General features: G+C 45.7%; 18 protein-coding genes. 3 read left to right on the plus strand and 15 right to left on the minus strand.

The window, feature by feature from the left end:
* Positions 1 to 98: 98 nt before the first annotated feature.
* The 4 genes from L3V27_RS16355 to yfbV form a co-directional block, all read right to left on the minus strand.
* Positions 99 to 893, minus strand: a complete 795-nt coding sequence (locus tag L3V27_RS16355; RefSeq protein WP_005396631.1) for an ABC transporter ATP-binding protein — start codon at positions 891 to 893, stop codon at positions 99 to 101.
* Positions 890 to 1,825, minus strand: coding sequence for an ABC transporter permease (locus L3V27_RS16360; protein WP_005396632.1), 936 nt, complete (start codon positions 1,823 to 1,825; stop codon positions 890 to 892). Before L3V27_RS16360 ends, L3V27_RS16355 begins: the two co-directional genes overlap by 4 nt.
* A 174-nt stretch (positions 1,826 to 1,999) precedes the next feature.
* Positions 2,000 to 2,965 carry an ABC transporter substrate-binding protein gene (locus tag L3V27_RS16365; protein ID WP_237312345.1) on the minus strand — a complete coding sequence of 322 codons (966 nt, stop codon included), beginning with the start codon at positions 2,963 to 2,965 and terminating at the stop codon, positions 2,000 to 2,002.
* Positions 2,966 to 3,308: 343 nt separating this feature from the next.
* On the minus strand, positions 3,309 to 3,761 hold the full coding sequence (gene yfbV / locus L3V27_RS16370) for a terminus macrodomain insulation protein YfbV (RefSeq protein WP_005380809.1): 453 nt from the start codon (positions 3,759 to 3,761) through the stop codon (positions 3,309 to 3,311).
* Positions 3,762 to 4,107: 346 nt separating this feature from the next.
* Here yfbV and L3V27_RS16375 point away from each other — a divergent pair, with 346 nt between their 5' ends.
* Together L3V27_RS16375 and pta are read left to right on the plus strand one after the other, a co-directional pair.
* A complete protein-coding gene (locus tag L3V27_RS16375; protein WP_005396635.1) occupies positions 4,108 to 5,304 on the plus strand; it encodes an acetate kinase in 1,197 nt (398 codons plus the stop codon).
* A gap of 136 nt (positions 5,305 to 5,440) precedes the next feature.
* Positions 5,441 to 7,585, plus strand: coding sequence for a phosphate acetyltransferase (gene pta, locus L3V27_RS16380; protein WP_005396636.1), 2,145 nt, complete (start codon positions 5,441 to 5,443; stop codon positions 7,583 to 7,585).
* 111 nt (positions 7,586 to 7,696) lie between these two features.
* Here pta and L3V27_RS16385 read toward each other — a convergent pair whose 3' ends face one another.
* A complete protein-coding gene (locus L3V27_RS16385) occupies positions 7,697 to 8,974 on the minus strand; it encodes a DUF4010 domain-containing protein (protein WP_104969646.1) in 1,278 nt (425 codons plus the stop codon).
* A 287-nt stretch (positions 8,975 to 9,261) separates the two neighbouring features.
* On the opposite strand from L3V27_RS16385, the gene L3V27_RS16390 reads away from it, so the two are divergent.
* Positions 9,262 to 9,684, plus strand: coding sequence for a hypothetical protein (locus L3V27_RS16390; RefSeq protein WP_012841581.1), 423 nt, complete (start codon positions 9,262 to 9,264; stop codon positions 9,682 to 9,684).
* A gap of 114 nt (positions 9,685 to 9,798) precedes the next feature.
* Here the strand turns inward: L3V27_RS16390 and L3V27_RS16395 are convergent, their stop codons facing one another.
* From L3V27_RS16395 to moaB, 10 genes are all read right to left on the minus strand, one after another.
* On the minus strand, positions 9,799 to 10,746 hold the full coding sequence (locus L3V27_RS16395) for a glutathione S-transferase family protein (RefSeq protein ID WP_203343242.1): 948 nt from the start codon (positions 10,744 to 10,746) through the stop codon (positions 9,799 to 9,801).
* A gap of 167 nt (positions 10,747 to 10,913) precedes the next feature.
* Positions 10,914 to 11,927: a murein tripeptide/oligopeptide ABC transporter ATP binding protein OppF gene (gene oppF / locus L3V27_RS16400; protein ID WP_006742812.1), complete on the minus strand. Its 1,014-nt coding sequence runs from the start codon at positions 11,925 to 11,927 to the stop codon at positions 10,914 to 10,916.
* Complete coding sequence (locus tag L3V27_RS16405; protein WP_005396641.1) at positions 11,906 to 12,877, minus strand: ABC transporter ATP-binding protein; 972 nt, start codon at positions 12,875 to 12,877, stop codon at positions 11,906 to 11,908. Before L3V27_RS16405 ends, oppF begins: the two co-directional genes overlap by 22 nt.
* Positions 12,878 to 12,904: 27 nt before the next feature.
* On the minus strand, positions 12,905 to 13,807 hold the full coding sequence (oppC, locus tag L3V27_RS16410) for an oligopeptide ABC transporter permease OppC (RefSeq protein ID WP_005396642.1): 903 nt from the start codon (positions 13,805 to 13,807) through the stop codon (positions 12,905 to 12,907).
* A 15-nt stretch (positions 13,808 to 13,822) separates the two neighbouring features.
* Positions 13,823 to 14,743, minus strand: a complete 921-nt coding sequence (gene oppB, locus L3V27_RS16415) for an oligopeptide ABC transporter permease OppB (RefSeq protein WP_006742810.1) — start codon at positions 14,741 to 14,743, stop codon at positions 13,823 to 13,825.
* Positions 14,744 to 14,871: 128 nt separating this feature from the next.
* On the minus strand, positions 14,872 to 16,548 hold the full coding sequence (locus L3V27_RS16420) for an ABC transporter substrate-binding protein (protein ID WP_005396644.1): 1,677 nt from the start codon (positions 16,546 to 16,548) through the stop codon (positions 14,872 to 14,874).
* A 532-nt stretch (positions 16,549 to 17,080) separates the two neighbouring features.
* Positions 17,081 to 17,536 (minus strand): molybdopterin synthase catalytic subunit MoaE, encoded by a 456-nt coding sequence (moaE, locus tag L3V27_RS16425; RefSeq protein ID WP_114323293.1) that lies wholly within the window; start codon positions 17,534 to 17,536, stop codon positions 17,081 to 17,083.
* A gap of 1 nt (position 17,537) precedes the next feature.
* Positions 17,538 to 17,795 carry a molybdopterin synthase sulfur carrier subunit gene (moaD, locus tag L3V27_RS16430; RefSeq protein WP_005396646.1) on the minus strand — a complete coding sequence of 86 codons (258 nt, stop codon included), beginning with the start codon at positions 17,793 to 17,795 and terminating at the stop codon, positions 17,538 to 17,540.
* A complete protein-coding gene (gene moaC / locus L3V27_RS16435; protein ID WP_005396647.1) occupies positions 17,792 to 18,271 on the minus strand; it encodes a cyclic pyranopterin monophosphate synthase MoaC in 480 nt (159 codons plus the stop codon). Before moaC ends, moaD begins: the two co-directional genes overlap by 4 nt.
* Positions 18,272 to 18,297: 26 nt before the next feature.
* Entirely contained in the window at positions 18,298 to 18,810 is a 513-nt protein-coding gene (gene moaB, locus L3V27_RS16440) for a molybdenum cofactor biosynthesis protein B (RefSeq protein WP_005396648.1), read from the minus strand.
* Positions 18,811 to 18,858: the final 48 nt, after the last annotated feature.

An 18,858-nucleotide genomic window follows, 5' to 3' on the forward strand; every position in this document is an offset into this window, starting at 1 on the left:
GAATGAGAGACAAGAAATCCTCCTTGCGAGTTGACAAATCAGCCAATTTTCTCAAGGAGGATCACACTTAGTAGGCGTAGTGACTGGTAGGATACTGCTTAGTTCAACAAGAGACTGTCATCTGCAAGCTCTTCACCACGTACTTTGGAGAACATATCCAACAAGTCTGGTACTTGCATGTTAGCACGCTGCTCTCCAGCCACATCAAGCACAATTTCACCTTGGTGAAGCATTACGGTCCTATCGCCACATGCTAATGCGTCTTTCATCGAATGCGTCACCATCATCACGGTTAAATCGAACTCATCGACAATACGTTTAGTTAAGTCGATAACAAACGCCGCCATACGAGGATCAAGCGCAGCCGTGTGTTCATCAAGCAATAACAACTTACTCTCCGATAACGTCGCCATCACAAGGCTAACGGCTTGTCGTTGTCCACCGGACAGTAAGCCAATGCTATCGCCCAGGCGATCTTCTAAACCAAGCCCTAGGATGCTAATTCGCTCTTGGAACAGCTTGCGACGTTTAGCTGAAAGCGCCAAACCCCAACTGCGTTTTTTACCACGCATGTACGCTAAAGCCATGTTCTCTTCTATCGTTAGCTCTCCACAGGTTCCGGCCAATGGATCTTGAAACACTCGTGCGCATTGCGTCGCACGTTGGGCAACCGTCTGCTTGGTGACGTCTTTGCCATCAATGATCACCTGACCACCTATCATCGGCGTCTCACCTGTCACCGCACCAAGCAACGTCGATTTTCCTGCGCCATTAGAACCAATCACGGTAAGAAATTGATGCTCTGGAACCTCTAAAGAGACGCCTTTCAATGCACGATTTTCTAAAATCGTCCCTGGGTTGAACGTGACCTGAATGTTATTAAGTTCAATCATAACGCCTCCCCCGAACCATTTTTTGATGCCGCTTGTTTAGCATCAGTAACGCGTTGTTTCGCTCTCATGCTCTGTTTTAGCTTTGGAGCAATAAGCGCCACAGCCACCAATACTGCGGTAACCAGGTTGAGGTCTGAAGCTTGTAAACCAAACATGCCAGAGCTCAAAGCGAAAGCTACAGCAAGACGATAAAGCACCGAACCGATGATGACAGCAAATACCGCAACCCAAATTTTTCGCCCGGGAATAAGGGTCTGGCCCAAAATCACAGCAGCCAAACCAACCACAATGGTGCCCACGCCAGAGGTCACATCTGCAAAGCTGTTCGTTTGTGCAAACAACGCGCCTGCGAATCCGACAAAACCGTTGGATAAAGCCAACCCAAAGTAGGTATAAAAACCAGTGCTCGCCCCTTGCGCAGAAACCATACGCGCATTCACGCCCGTGGCTCGTAAACCAAGACCAAAGTCGCTGTTGAGCAAGCGAATCACAAAGAAAGCGGACAAAAGAACTAAGACCCCAACAACCAGAGGACGAATGAACATCGGATCGCCCAAGGCTTCAAACGGCGTGAGAATCGTATCCTCTCCAAGCAACGCCATATTAGGTTTGCCCATAATACGAATATTGATTGAAAATGCCGCGATCATGGTAAGAATGGAAGCTAACAGGTGCAAAATACCACATCGAACAGCCAGAAAAGCGGTTATCCAACCCGTCATACTACCGGCTATCATCGCCATTATTGTCGCAAGCCAAGGATTAATACCTGCGACAATCGCCGTTGCAGCCACCGCCGCTCCCATTGGAAAGCTGCCATCCACACTCAAATCGGGGAAATCGAGAACACGAAACGTAAGATACACACCCAAGGCAACTAGGCCATAAATTAAGCCAATTTCGAGTGCGCCAAAAAAAGCAAATGCAGACATAACTGCTCCTTTCTGCATGTTCAGGCTGACGAATACCAACCTGAACTTAAGACTTCTAACGTATACTCCCATTCTTCTCTAGCAGAATGCTCTACACGAGAAGTCCGGCGAGTATCAATTTTGGGGCAAGCCTCTACCAACCAATGTGACAGGCTTAACCCTAAAAAGCGTTACTTATTGCATGCTTGTCGCACGTTCAACCACAGAACTTGGCAGCTTGATACCGAGCTTAGATGCTGCGCCTTCATTAATTACGAGGTCAGAGCCCGTCGCGACTTTTACATCCAACTTGCCTGGTTCTTGACCATCAAGAATCGCCGCAACGTAATCCGCGGTTTGTACACCAACCTGGTAGTAGTCAAAACCCAGACCGGCGATCGCACCTTTTTCGACATATGACGTCGCACCACCAAAGACAGGTTTTTTCGCTTGATTCGCTGCCACAATCATCCCTTCAATCGCACTTGCAACTGTATTGTCTGTTGGGGCGTAAAGAATGTCTGATTTCGCTGCAATGGCTTGAGTCGCAGACTGAACATCAGCACTTTTTAGTGCGGTCGCTTCAACCACTTGTATGCCTTTTGCTTCTGCGCTTTCTTTTAGTAGTTCAACCAAAGTCACGGCATTAGCTTCACCGGGATTAAATACAACCCCGATGCTTTTCACCTGAGGGAGAATTTCTTGGATGAGATCGACATGCTGAGCAACGGGTGAAAGATCAGACAGGCCAGTTACGTTTTTGCCTGGTTGTTCCATCGACTTAACCAATTTCGCACCGACCGGGTCTGTTACCGCAGTAAAGACAACAGGAATAGAGCGCGTTGCCGACACCAAGGCTTGTGCCGAAGGCGTCGCGATACCCACTAACACATCAGGATTTTCGCCGACGTACTGACGGGCAATTTGCACTGCAATCGCAGGGTTACCCTGTGCGGTCTTATAATCAAATTCTAGATTTTTGCCTTCTTCGTAGCCTTTCGCTTTTAAACCATCAAGCAATCCTTGACGCGTCGCGTCTAACGCGGGGTGTTCGACAATTTGTGAAACTGCAACGGTTGCAGTGGCGGCCAGTACATTGGCAGAAGAGAAAATAGCAGTAGCAGATAGAACGGCAGTGGCTAATAAACGTTTCGTTTTCATCATAACTCCTTGATGTGACTTCGTCCTTGTTTCGCGAGCATTCAACATGAATATCGACTCGTGAATTCAAATGTTTGAAGGGGGTAATGTTGTGTTCGTATAACTGTGCACTTCTTGCGCATCTTGTTTTTATTATTACTACTAAGTCTTAGTAAAGAAAAGAAAGATTTAACACTAAAGCAACATTTGTGATCGAGAGGTCTCTTCATCTCGATAAGAATCCTTGGTAAACCAAGTAATGTACACACCACCAAAGATAGTAGGAGTGGCTGAAGCGCAAGGTAATCACAGGCAGGATCAAAAATGGAGTGGCTAATGCACACTCCATTTCAAAAAACTTAGATTAGAACCAACGCTCTAGTGAGGACTTATCAAGCTGACGAAACGCTCGATTCAGTATTATCGCAAGCTCTTTATAACGAGGGCGAGCTTTAACAGGCTCTAGTGCAAAACCTGTTTCCACAATTTTTTGATGCAGCTCCCGATACCAAGATGCCAGAGAAGGCGGCAGTTTCGTGTTGGATCGAGCACCAAGCCACCAAATCCCTTGGAGTGGCAAGCTAATCGCAAACAAGGCAACAACAATGGATTGAGGTAACGCGTGGTAATTGTTGAATGCCATTTGAGTGAGTACGCTGATCGCAGCAACGGCTGGCATGACTTTAATGCCAAAGCGAGTCGCCTTAATGATACGCTGTTCCGGAAATATGGCGCTTAGCTCTTTACGAACCGGCCAGATCTCCATGTAATTCTGGCCATCTTTCAGGCTATGGATCAATCCGACTTTATTACTCATACCGCTCTCTCACTAAAAAATAGTTGAACATTTCAACTGAAGGTACAAAAAATTGATGAAAGTTAATATTCTTTCAAATTTTTTTTGTTATCATTGCTTATTATCGCTATCCTTTGCAGACCCTCAATCTCATTGTTGCTGTTATTTACAATTTAAGCAACTCCGAGATATCTATCTGCACGGATCGCATCATAGTGATGGATGGGTTCATCACTATTTCTTTATATGGAATTAGAACAATTTTTGACCAGGATTAGTACGCAGCCTTCTGGGTATCGGCTATTCTTGTGATTAATTTTTCATTCTTTAACTGATTTTTTATCAGACGAATAACAGGTAGTCATACATGTCTAAGCTAGTTTTAGTTTTAAACTGCGGTAGTTCTTCTCTTAAATTTGCCGTTGTTGATGCCGAGAACGGCGACGAGCACTTATCAGGTCTTGCTGAGTGTCTTCACCTTCCTGAAGCTCGCATCAAGTGGAAACTTGATGGCAAGCACGAAGCTCAACTAGGCAATGGTGCAGCTCACGAAGAAGCACTAGCGTTTATGGTAGAAACTATTCTTGCTTCTAAGCCAGAGCTTAAAGCTAACCTAGGCGCAATCGGTCACCGTATCGTTCACGGCGGCGAGCAGTTCACTCAATCTGCACTAATCACTGATGAAGTTCTAAAAGGTATTCAAGACGCTGCAACATTTGCACCTCTTCATAACCCTGCTCACATCATCGGTATCGAAGCGGCTAAGAAAAACTTCCCAGAGCTGAAAAACGTTGCTGTATTTGACACTGCGTTCCACCAAACTATGCCTGAAGAGTCTTACCTATACGCTCTTCCATACAACCTATACAAAGAACACGGTATCCGTCGTTACGGTATGCACGGTACTTCTCACTTGTTCATCACTCGTGAAGTTGCTGGCCTACTAAACAAACCAGTTGAAGAAGTAAACATCATCAACTGTCACCTAGGTAACGGCGCGTCTGTATGTGCAATCAAGAACGGTCAATCTGTAGACACTTCTATGGGTCTTACTCCACTTGAAGGTCTAGTAATGGGTACTCGCTGTGGCGACATCGACCCTGCGATCATCTTCCACCTACACGACGCTCTAGGTTACTCTGTTGATCAAATCAACACGATGCTAACTAAAGAGTCTGGTCTTCAAGGTCTAACTGAAGTGACTTCTGACTGTCGCTTCGTTGAAGACAACTACGGTGAGAAAGAAGAAGCAACACGCGCAATGGACGTGTTCTGCCACCGTCTAGCTAAGTACGTAGCTGGCTACACTGCTTCAATGGACGGCCGTCTAGACGCAATCACTTTCACTGGCGGTATCGGCGAGAACTCTGGCCCTATCCGTGAAATGGTTCTAAACCGTCTTGGCATCTTCGGTATCGAAGTAGATAGCGAAGCTAACCTTAAAGCTCGCTTCGGCGGCGAAGGCGTTATCACGACTGAAAACAGCCGTATCCCTGCAATGGTTATCTCTACTAACGAAGAGCTAGTCATCGCTGAAGACACTGCACGCCTGACAGGTCTTTAATTGAATTACTGGCTAGCCACTCGGCTAGCCAGATTTTCATTCAAACGAATTTCTTAGGGGCTCAACTCCTATTCTTCGAGCTTCATGGAATAAGAGTTGAGCTTTTATCCCCCAAATAGCTAAAGGTACTCTACGAATGTCTCGTACTATTATGCTTATCCCTACTAGCGCAGGCGTTGGCCTAACAAGCGTTAGCATGGGTGTTCTTCGCGCTATGGAGCGTAAAGGCGTTAAAGTTTCTTTCTACAAGCCAATCTGTCAGCCACGTTCAGGTGGTGATCAGCCAGATCTGACTTCAACTATCGTTGGCCACAACAGCGATATGAAGATCGGTGAACCAATGGCGATGTCTGTTGCTGAAAGCCTAATCGGTAATGACAACATGGACGAGCTGCTAGAAACCGTTGTTGAACGTTACAACCAAATCAACAAAGACGCAGACGTTACGCTAATCGAAGGTCTTGTACCTACTCGTAAGCACCCATTTGCAAACCAAGTAAACGCGGAAATCGCGGCAACACTTGGTGCAGAAATCGTGCTAGTTGCGACTCCAGGTACTGATAACCCTGCGCAACTGAAAGAGCGTATCGAAGTAGCATGTTCTAACTTCGGCGGCACTAAGAACAAAAACATCTCTGGCGTTATCATCAACAAGCTAAACGCTCCTGTTGACGAAGCTGGCCGTACTCGCCCTGACCTATCTGAAATCTTTGACGATGCAGACAGCGCGAAACAAAACGAATTGAAAGTGATGGAAATTTTCAACACTTCTCCAATTCGTGTACTAGGTTGTGTGCCATGGAGCATTGATCTGATTGCGACTCGTGCAATCGACATGGCTAAGCACCTGAAAGCAGATATCATCAACGAAGGTGACATCAACACTCGTCGCATCAAGAGCATCACTTTCTGTGCACGTTCTCTGCCAAACATGATTGAGCATTTCAAACCTGGCTCTCTACTTGTTACTTCTGCAGACCGTCCTGATGTTATCGTTGCTGCTTCTCTTGCTGCAATGAACGGTGTGGATATTGGTGCTGTACTGCTAACTGGCGGTTACGACATCCCTCGCGAAATCGAAGGTCTATGTAAACCAGCGTTCGACACTGGTCTACCTATCTTCAAAGCACAAGGTAACACTTGGCAGACATCTCTAAACCTACAGAGCTTCAGCATCGAAGTACCTGCAGACGATAAAGAGCGTATCGAGTTCATCAACGAGCACGTTGCTGGTCACATCGACGGTAACTGGATCGAGTCAATGACTGAAGGCACTCAGAAGTCTCGCCGTCTAAGCCCACCAGCGTTCCGTTACCAGCTAACTGAACTTGCTCGTAAAGCAGGCAAGCGTATCGTTCTTCCAGAAGGTGACGAACCACGTACTGTTAAAGCGGCAGCAATCTGTGCTGAACGCGGCATTGCAGACTGTGTGCTTCTAGGTAACCCAGATGAAATCCGTCGCGTAGCAGCTCAACAAGGCGTTGAGCTAGGTACTGGCGTAACCATCATCGATGCCGATGCTGTTCGTGAAAACTACGTTGCTCGTCTAGTTGAGCTGCGCGGTGCGAAAGGCATGACTGAAGTTGTGGCTCGTGAGAAGCTACAAGATTCAGTATTCCTAGGCACAATGATGCTTGAGAACGACGAAGTTGACGGCCTAGTTTCTGGTGCTGTTCATACTACGGCGAACACTATCGTTCCTCCGTTCCAAATCATCAAGACTGCACCAAATGCGTCTATCGTATCTTCAGTATTCTTCATGCTTCTGCCTGATCAAGTACTGGTTTACGGTGACTGTGCGATCAACCCAGATCCAACCGCTGAACAGCTTGCTGAAATCGCTATCCAATCTGCTGACTCTGCAGCAGCATTCGGTATCGACCCTCGCGTTGCTATGATCTCTTACTCTACTGGTGAATCTGGTAAGGGTGCAGACGTTGATAAAGTACGTGAGGCAACTCGCATCGCGAAAGAGAAGCGTCCTGATCTAGTGATCGACGGTCCTCTACAGTACGACGCAGCTATCATGGAAAACGTGGCAGCATCTAAAGCGCCTAACTCTCCAGTAGCAGGTAAAGCGACAGTATTCGTATTCCCAGACCTAAACACGGGTAACACGACTTACAAAGCGGTACAACGTTCAGCTGACCTAGTTTCTATCGGTCCAATGCTGCAAGGTATGCGCAAGCCTGTAAACGACTTGTCTCGTGGCGCGCTAGTAGACGATATCGTGTACACAATCGCTCTAACAGCAATCCAAGCAGACCAAGAAGCTAAATAATCGCTTCTGACATCTAGTTGGACAACTATCCAAAGCCCTCGATTCGTCGAGGGCTTTTTCTATTGTTGGCCACACAGCAAAGAGGCTATTAGCAAAAGCACTAATACGCTCTTACGAATACAGCGCCATAAATACCCCAGCCCCAACCACAACACAACCTGTCATCACTGGTGCGATTCGGCGCCAAAGCTTCTTATCCCCTATCGCGATGACCATCCCCATTTTCACAATGGTATTAACCGAAGCGGCAATCAAAATGCCTAACGCAGCAGTGGTCACGCTCAATGTTTGCGTACTTTGACGCCCGAGGGTTAACGAGATCGCATCAACGTCAGTAATCCCTGATAAAGCAGAAAGGATCAACACACCCGCGTTGCCGAACCAGTCAGACAAAGCATGAGCAAGCAGCATAATCACCGCCAACACGAGGCCAAAGAACAGTGCCGACTGCAAAGCAAGAGGGTTCGTTTGCTTATTTGATTGCTCAATCTGCTCAACTTCACTTCTGCGCCAAATCCACCATGCCGGAATGTACAGCGCAACCATCATCGCCATCACAATTGGCCAAAGCAGTTTCACTAATTGTGGATTGATAACAGACAGTACGATAAGTAAACGAGGGAACATGGTTCCGCAGCTCAAAAGAATACCACTAGCGAGTAACGGGCTGATGCTCGCTTGCTCACGAGAAAGATGGGAAAACTGCAATGTTAATGCTGTCGAAGAGCTAAGCCCCGCAAATACAGACGTAAACAAAATACCTCGCTTCGCCCCGCCGATCTTTATCGCAAAATAACCGACAAAAGAGATACTAGCGATCAACACAACCATCCACCAAATCTCATACGGGTTAAGTGCATTCCAAGGGCCGTAAGATTGATTTGGTAACAGGGGTAACATGACTATCGAGATAAGTAATAAACGCAGTGCTGCGTCTAACTCATACTCTTGCAGTTTTTGTAGTGCTTGATGTAGCTCTCTTTTGTTATCGAGCACCACAGCGGTTATGACGGCCGCTGCTGCAGCTAAAACAGCCTCACCCGACACGGCAAGGTTACCCAGAACAAACACCACCATGATACTAACCACGCCAGTGATGCTCACATCTCCGCTCTTTTTCTGCTGTATAACAAAAGCGATGCAAGTGAGGATGACTAAAGCGATAAGCGCAAAACCAATGAGTAAAGGTGTATAGATGCTGGCGAGAATGCCAACTAAACCACCGAGTAAACCGACTAAAGAAAAAGTACGAATGCCTGCTACACGACTGCCTTCTACGCTATTGCGCATCACCCAGCCACGTTGGGTGCCAACAATTGCCCCTAGTAATAGAGCAATAAGCAGATTCCAAATTAGATGCTCGCCACTGACAAACTCATTGATATCCATGCATCCCCCCCGTTAAAAAGCGGTTGTTATATCATTAGTTTATTTGAATATGGGTAAGAAGCTGTGACGATGAGAGGATAATCAGAAAATGGCCCCGGCACCTGGCTTACCATTGCGTCTTATAATTTCATTATTCTTTTACCTACCACCAAAACGTAATAGAACGAAGCGATCCTCCCTGTTCAATTTATCAGCATTATTTACATTTCAACTGAACTTTCTTACTCGAACTACGTAACGAAGATGGACTGCAATTACGCAAACTCACACATAAGTAAGGAATACATATGAACAACTCCATCAACAACTCACTGCTAAAGCTTGGTTTAGCTGCAATTCTGTTCAGTTTTTCTTCATTCAGCTTTTCAGCCCCAAGCATTAAAGGCGTTGATCAAGATATGTCCGGAGGAACGGTAACCGCAAAAATGGCTCATGCTGACGACAACGGATGGATGGTCGTCCACCGAACAGACGAATCAATGAAGCCTGGCCCTGTTATCGGCTATGCCCCACTAAAGATGGGACAGAATGAGAACGTGAATGCAATTTTGATGGAACCGGTTGAGTCTGGCGACATGCTGATGCTAATGGTCCACGGAGAAAAAGGTGGAATGAAGACTGGCGTATTTGAATATACACTAGGAGCCAAAGAAGATGGCCCTGTAAAAGTCGACGGAAAACTAGTGATGGACGTCGTACGCGCTAAGTAAGACGTACGCACACTTAAAAGTCACTCTCCTGCTCCTAGTATTTAGTTGGCATCAAAGTACTTAACGATATTGCTAACTGTTAAGTACTTTTTCACTTCTGATGGAGGTAGCAAACTAGCTAATTATTTCTCTTCCATGAGGAGAGTTTAAGTCTAAATCAGGCCCTTTGGGTACGACTTGAGTCGGGTTAATCCCAGTGTGGCTGAAATAGTAGTGACGTTTAATATGGTAGAAATCCGTGGTTTCTTCGACGCCTTCGACTTGATACAGCTCTTTTAAGTATCCTTGAATATTTTCGTAGTCTGCGATGCGCTGCTTGTTACATTTGAAGTGGCCCACATACACGGCATCGAAACGGATCAGAGTCGTAAACAAACGCCAATCAGCCTCGGTAATAGTATTCCCCGCTAAATAACGATGCGTCGCTAGGTGCGAATCGATTTTATCTAGCGCAGCAAATAAAGAATCGAATGCTTCTTCATATGCCTCTTGCGTGGTCGCAAAACCACAGCGATACACTCCATTGTTGACGTTTGGATAAACAAAATCGTTCCACTCGTCAATAACATGCTTTAGCTGTTCTGGATAATAGTCATCGTGGTTTCCTGTTAACTCATTGAACGCCGTGTTAAACATACGAATAATTTCTGACGACTCATTCGACACGATCGTATTGGTCTTTTTATCCCAAAGCACAGGCACAGTTACACGGCCTGTGTAATCTGGTTTGGCCTGCGTGTAGATTTGGTGCATACGAGTGTGACCAAATAGTGGCTCAGGAAGCCCCATTTGCCAGCCTTGGCTTAACATATCCGGGCAAACAACCGTGACATCAATATGGGGTTCTAAGCCTTTCAGCTTGCGGAAGATGAGCGTTCGGTGTGCCCAAGGACAAGCAAGAGAGACATACAAATGGTATCGACCAGACTCTGGTTTAAACTCCGCATCAGGTTCGTTTTTAACCCAGTTACGGAATCCGGCATCTTCACGCACAAATTTGCCACCATTTGATTTTGTGTCATACCAGACGTCATGCCAAACACCTTCGACCAACTTACCCATGATTGCGCTCCTCTCATTCTGTTTATGTCTATATTAGCGTTTCCTATCAAACAGAAAATCACTGAACTTAGGACATCATGTTCAAGAAATTCGAATGTATAAATCAGATGCATAAAAAAAGCGCGACCCGATAAAGGTGTCGCGCTTAAGCCCGTCACAGGCTGAATTTATACACTAACGTGTAAACAAGATACCGCGTGAACGTCGTTACCTTGAATCGTTGGCTTCGTCTTCGCACACTCTTCGGTTGCTTGTGGGCAACGAGTGCGGAACACACAACCCGATGGTGGACTGATCGGCGAAGGAAGGTCGCCTTCCAGCATTTGGATTTTCTTACTGCGCTCAATGTTCGGGTCCGGAATCGGAACCGCTGACATCAATGCGCGTGTATATGGGTGCTTAGGATCAGCAAACAGCGCCTCCGCCTCACCGAGCTCGACAGCATTACCCAAGTACATGACCAAAACACGATCTGAGATGTGTTTAACCACTGATAAATCATGCGCAATGAATACCAGAGAAAGGCCTAGTTCTTTTTGAATCTCTTTAAGCAGGTTAACAACCTGAGCTTGAATAGATACATCAAGCGCCGATACGGGTTCATCACAGATGATCATCTTAGGCTTAAGGATAAGCGCACGCGCAATACCGATACGCTGGCATTGACCACCCGAGAATTCATGCGGATAACGGTTGATCACATTTGGTAGTAGACCCACTTTCGCCATCATCTCTTTAACGCGGTCTTTCACTTCCTGCTTAGACAGTTCTGGGTAGAACGTTTCAAGAGGCTCAGCAATAATGTCGCCAACCGTCATACGTGGGTTAAGAGATGCCAAAGGATCTTGGAAAATCATTTGGATTTCTTTACGCGTTTCACGACGTTGGACGTCTTTCATCTTAGTTAGATCTTGACCCAACCAAACTACTTCTCCATCCGTCGCTTCAACAAGACCGATGATGGCGCGCGCAAACGTCGATTTACCACAACCTGACTCACCTACTACACCAAGCGTTTCCCCTTCGTATAGTCGAACGTTCACCCCATCAACCGCTTTTAGGCTTGAAGGCTTTGACCAAGGCCATGCCGATTTTGACGCAATGCTGAAGTGAACTTTCAGCTCTGAAATGTCCAGAATTAGCTTTTTATCTACTGCGTTCATTTGTTCCAAGCCTCCCATTCAGAAAAACATGCGCGCTGACGGCCATCACCAAATGGAGTCAGAATTGGCGCTTCACGCTTACAACGATCCATCACTCGGTGACAACGCTCTTGATAAGGGCAGCCCGGTGGTAGACGAAGCAAGTTTGGTGGATTACCAGGAATGGTTGGCAGAATTTCACCTTCCGTATCAAGGCGAGGAATCGCCTTCAGTAGACCCTCTGCATAAGGGTGGCTTGGATTATAGAAGATCTCGTTTACGTTGCCGTACTCCATCGTACGACCTGCATACATCACCAGCACCTTATCACACGAACCTGCAACAACACCAAGGTCGTGCGTGATCATGATGATCGCCGTGTTGAACTCATCTTTAAGCTCATTAAGCAGGTCCATTATCTGTGCTTGAACCGTCACATCAAGTGCTGTTGTTGGCTCATCGGCAATAAGCAGTTTAGGACGACATAACAACGCCATCGCGATCATTACACGCTGACGCATACCGCCTGAAAACTCATGCGGGTACATCGTGATACGCTTACGCGCTTCAGGGATTTTCACCGCTTCCAACATGCGTACTGATTCTTCAAACGCTTCTGCTTTGCCCATGCCTTTGTGCAACATTAGCACTTCCATCAACTGGTCACTGACTTTCATGTAAGGGTTCAGTGACGTCATTGGGTCTTGGAAGATCATCGCGATCTGTTCAGCGCGAACTTTGTTCAGTTCTTTTTCTGGTAAGTTTAAGATTTCTTTGCCTTCAAACTTTGCGCTACCAGAAATAATACCGTTTTTAGCCAACAGGCCCATGATTGCGAATACGGTTTGAGATTTACCTGATCCCGACTCTCCAACGATCCCTAAGGTTTCGCCTTGGTTGAGAGAGAAGTTCAAATCGTTTACTGCGGTTACGATACCATCTTGCGTGGTGAATTCGACGCGCAGATCTTTGACATCTAATAAGCTCATCATTGCTTCCTTAATCTTATCTTTTAATTATCTGTCTTTTGGATCCAGCGCATCGCGCAGGCCGTCACCAACGTAGTTGAAGCAGAATAGCGTCACAACCATGAACACGGCTGGGAATGCCAGCTGCCAGATTGCCACTTCCATTGTCTGTGCACCTTCTTGTAGAAGGGCTCCCCAACTTGTCATCGGTTCCTGAACACCAAGACCAAGGAATGATAGGAATGACTCCGTCAGGATCATGCTCGGGATAAGTAGCGTAGAGTAAACCGCTACGATACCCAGTACGTTCGGCACGATATGACGAGTGATAATTTTCCAGTTGCTAACACCACACACATGTGCAGCTTCGATGAACTCTTTGCTACGTAAGCTGAGTGTCTGACCACGTACGATACGCGCCATATCTAGCCATGCGATAGCACCAATCGCAACGAAGATCAGCATGATGTTACGACCGAAGAATGTTACCAGTACGATTACCAGGAACATAAACGGTACCGCGTATAAAATTTCTAGAATACGCATCATTACGCGGTCAACTTTACCGCCGATGAAACCAGATGCTGCGCCGTAGAGCGTACCAATCAGTACCGCTACAAATGCGCCCATAACACCCACCATCAACGAAATACGCCCCCCAATTAGCGTACGCACGTATAAATCACGGCCTAGGCTGTCAGTACCAAACCAATGGTCAGCATTCGGTGCAACGTGCATCGCGTACCAGTCAGTATCATCAAAGGTGTGCGGTGCGATCATTGGCAGAATAATCACCGCCAACGTCATTAGAACAAGAAGGAATAAGCTCACCATTGCCGCTTTGTTGCGCATAAAACGGATACGAGCATCTTGCCAAAGACTGCGACCTTCAATCTCCAAGTTTTCGGAGAACTTCTCAATCGCTTCTAGGTTTTCTTTTTTCGTTAACATAACCAAACGCCCCTGTTAGTAGCGAATTTTCGGGTCAATCATTGCAAGTAGAATATCTACAATCGCGTTGAATAAAATGAATAGGAAACCAATCAGGATGGTTACACCCATTACTAGCGAGTAGTCACGGTTAAACGCAGCGTTAACGAATAGCTTACCAATACCTGGTAGACCAAAAATGGTTTCGATAACAACAGAACCGGTGATGATACCTACGAAAGCAGGACCCATGTAAGAAACAACAGGGAGAAGTGCCGGCTTAAGAGCGTGCTTGATGATAATGTAACGGTAGCTTAGACCTTTAGCACGAGCCGTACGAATAAAGTTACTGTTCAGTGTCTCGATCATCGAACCACGCGTAATACGAGCGAAGGTTGCAACATACAGTAGTGACATACCAATGACAGGAAGCACTAAATACTGCCAGCTACCATCTTGCCAACCGCCCGCAGGGAAGATATTCCAGTGAAGCGAGAATAGATAGATAAGCGCAGGTGCCAATACAAAAGAAGGCATTACCACGCCGAGCATCGCTGTCGACATGATGGTGTAATCAATCCAAGTATTCTGCTTGAGCGCAGCAATGGTACCGACGGTAACCCCCATAATCAGGGTAAAGATAAAGGCGATGAAGCCCACTTTAGCCGAAACAGGTAAGGCAACTGCGATCAGCTCGTTAACAGAGTAATCAAGGTATTTAAATGACGGCCCGAAATCCCCTTGGATAACATTGGTCAAATACGTGGTGTATTGTTCAAATACAGGTTTATCCAAGCCATATTTAGCTTCGATATTTGCCATTACTTCGGGTGGCAATGGACGCTCTGTCGAGAAAGGGTTTCCCGGTGCAAAGCGCATAAGAAAGAAAGATACGGTGATCAAAACCAACATTGTTGGGATCGCCTCAAATATCCTTTTTGCGATGAATTTAAGCATAAACTCACTCTTTCAGTCTGTGACAGTTAAATTAAAGAAGTCGTCCAATTCTTTTGGACTAAAGATAGGCGCTACATGCAATTTCTCACATGTAGAGCCTCATTTTTATAGTTCTATCGAGTTACGAATTACTCTGTGATGTAGAGATCTTTAGAGTAAATCTTGTCTTCCGCGTTATTGACTGGGAAGCCACCAACTTTCGGTGATAGTAGACGTGATTTCACGTACTGGTAGATAGGTGCGATTGGCATATCTTTTGCCATCAACTTCTCTGCTTCTAGGTAAAGCGCTTGACGCTCTTCGTCAGAAGTTGAAGCAAATGCTTTGTTCATGATTGCATCGTACTCTTTGCTGTCGTAGTGAATACCACCAGTAGTGTTATTACTCATCATCAGCGTTAGGAAAGATGAAGCTTCGTTGTAGTCGCCACACCAACCTGCACGAGCAACCTCAAAGTTGCCAGAATCTTTGGTAGATAGGTAAGTTTTCCACTCTTGGTTTTCTAGCGTAACGTCTAGACCAAGCGTCTTCTTCCACATTGAACCCAGTGCAACCGCAAGTTTCTTGTGGTTCTCTGACGTGTTGTATAGAAGGTTAAATTCAAGAGGGTTGTCTGCGCCGTAACCCGCTTCTTCCAATAGACGCGCCGCTTCAGCGTTACGCTCTTCTTGCGTCATTTTGCCGTATGCAGGGATTTCTGGGTTGAAACCCGCCGTGATTTCAGGCGTTAGGAAATAAGCTGGCTTTTGACCCTGTGCTAGGATCGCATCAGTCACGATATTACGGTCAATCGCATAAGAAATCGCTTTACGTACGCGAACATCATCAAACGGCTTTTTCTTCGTGTTGAAGATGTAGTAGTAAGTACACAAGTTACCCGATACAGACACGTCTTCTGGATGCTCTTGCTTCAAACGCTTGAAGTGCTCTGTAGGCAGTTCATTCGTGAAGTCGATTTCACCTGCTAGGAAGCGGTTCATTTCCGCTACTTGGTTTTCGATTGGTAGGAAAGTAACTTGATCAAGCGTCGTGTTTTCGTTGTCCCAGTATTGTTCGTTACGTTTTAGAACTAAACGCTCGTTTACAACCCAGTTGTCAACAACATAAGCACCGTTACCTACAAAGTTCTCAGGCTTCGTCCATTGATCGCCGAACTTTTCAACGGTTGCTTGGTGAACAGGCTTCACTGTTGTGTGGCCCATCATCATCACAAAGTATGGTACAGCAGTGTCTAGCTCAACCACTAACGTGTGGTCGTCAACCGCTTTAACACCCAACTCACTCTTGTCTTTTTTACCCGCAACAATGTCTTTTGCGTTCTTCATCTTGGTGTATTCCATGTACCAAGCGTATGGAGAAGCGGTTGCTGGGTCGACTGCGCGTTGGAAGCTGTATACAAAATCACCTGCAGTAACAGGATCACCGTTAGACCATTTTGCGTCTTCACGTAGGTGGAAAGTGTATGTTTTGTTGTCTTCAGTTTCCCAAGATTCTGCAACACCAGGGATAGTGTTACCGTCCGCATCTTGGTTTACTAGGCCTTCAAGAAGATCGCGAATCACGTGGGATTCTGGAACACCTTGAGATTTATGAGGGTCTATTGTCGCAACTTCTGTACCGTTACCACGCACCAATTCTTGAACAGCAGCAAGTTTTGGCTCTTTAGAATCAGATTTAGCTTCAGGGGCTGGAGCCGGAGCAGGCTCAGCAGCTTGTTTCTCTGCAGGCTTTTCGCCACAACCAGCTAAAGCGAGAGAAAGACCAGCACCAATAAATAAAGCGCGCGTGATTTTATTCTTATACATGCGTAAAACTCCAAATTTTTTCGTTAGCATCCATGACTTCTTTGTAAGGGCCTGGAACGGTCAGAGTTTTAGATTTTTTTAGTGCGTTTTCTGAGCACAAAAGCCTAAAACCTTACAAAGACTGCGGCACACATTAGCAATCATTGAAGTAATTTGCCATAAAAATGTAGCAAAAAAACCAATAATCCTGACTAAACCACACATATCTAGCAGTAAACTCTAATCAAAAAGTATTCACCAGCCAAATGGAGACCAGAAGCGACATTCCACAGACAAAACTTTCGATTAATCTACATTTAAACCATTTGATAGCATCTTATGCTAGATATTTACATATTATTTAACATTTATGACAAATGAAGTCTAACAAATAATTGTTTATATATTGGGTTAAAAACTTTTATTGTGAAGAATATCACCAGAGCGAGTACGGGTTGTGTTGAAGTCAAATGAGCAGAATTATGAAGATAAGTACAAAAAAAGCTAAGTGCCATTGACACTTAGCTTTTTTCACTAGAATGAGGAGTGGGTTCTATTTTTCCCAACGCTGCGCAGCTTGGTGATCAGTATCGCGCGACTCAATCCAACGATCTTCATTCGTCGTGCGTTCTTTCTTCCAAAATGGTGCTTTGGTTTTCAAGTAGTCCATAATGAACTCGCAAGCATCAAATGCTGCTCCACGGTGTGCACTTGAAACACCAACAAAGACGATTTGATCACCGCTATCCATGTCACCAACGCGATGAATCACGCGTACGCCCAATAATGGCCAACGTGATTCAGCTTGATCGCAAATGTCGCTCAAGCTCTTCTCAGTCATGCCTGGGTAGTGTTCCAAGTGCAAACCAACAACATTATCGCCAAGGTTCATATCTCGAACTTTACCAATGAATGTTACGACAGCACCAGCAGCCGTACCTTCGGATAAACGTTGATATTCGTGATCAACGGAAAAGTCTTCAACTTGTACAGAGACGCGTGGGTCCATCTTAACCTCCGGTTACCGGTGGGAAAAATGCAACTTCATCCCCCGCTTTTACTTCGGTATCAAGTGGGACAATAGATTGATTAACAGCAGCAAGTAGCTTTCCTGGCTCTAAAGCTAAATCCCACTTACCATTTTTATCAGCGCCCTCTTCCACGAGATGTGCGCGAATCGCTTCAACCGTTTCAAATTGATCATCTAATTCGACACTGTCGATACCAATCAGCTCACGAGTCTGAGCAAAAAAAAGTACTTTAATCATGATTCCGCCTTGAAGTGTCCAGATTTTCCACCCGTCTTTTCTAGGAGACGAACTTGACCGATAACCATGTCTTTTTGCACCGCTTTACACATATCGTAAATCGTCAGTGCAGCAACAGAAGCCGCCGTGAGCGCTTCCATTTCTACGCCCGTTTTACCTGCAAGCTTACAAACAGATTCAATACGAACTTTGTTTTCTGACTCAATAGCCTCCAACTGAACTTCGACTTTAGAAAGCAACAGAGGATGACAAAGTGGAATCAAATCCCACGTTTTCTTTGCAGCTTGGATACCAGCAATTCGAGCCGTCGCGAACACATCACCTTTATGATGCTGCCCGGAAACAATCAGTTGCAAGGTTTCTGGGGCCATGTGAACAAATGCTTCTGCACGTGCTTCACGAACCGTTTCAGCTTTTGCAGACACGTCGACCATGTTAGCTTCGCCAGACGCATTGATATGGGTAAATTGAGTCATTGTTTTTCCTTCGCTTTTAGGAAAGGTTATACAGATAGGTGCGGCATGAAGTTACAAGGGCGATGGCTTGCATCTAACTGCTGCTTGATGATCTTCGTCCAGCCAGTGCGGCACGCGCCTGTTGAACCAGGCATTGCGAAGATAACTGTATGGTTAGCAAAACCTGCAATTGCACGCGATTGGATCGTTGACGTACCAATTTCTTCGTAAGACACCATGCGGAATAACTCACCAAAACCTTCTACTTCTTTATCAAACAGAGGCTTCAGCGCTTCTGGCGTGCTGTCACGTGACGTGAACCCTGTACCACCAGTAATCATGATCGCTTGAACATTGTCGTCCGCAATCCACTGAGAAACAATTGCGCGAATTTTGTACATATCATCAATAACAATTTGCTTATCGACAACATTGTGACCCGCTTCTTGAGCGTGTTCAACAAGGTAGCGACCAGAGGTATCGTTTTCTTCGGTACGAGTGTCAGATACCGTTAGAACGGCAATATTTGCAGGTTGAAATTTGCTTTCAGCGTGACCCATGTGTTCACCTATTCTCTTTTAACTTTGATACGTTTGGTATCGATTCTA

The sequence above is a fragment of the Vibrio sp. J2-3(2022) genome, assembly GCF_021725735.1.
GTDB classification, from domain to species: Bacteria; Pseudomonadota; Gammaproteobacteria; order Enterobacterales; family Vibrionaceae; genus Vibrio; species Vibrio diabolicus.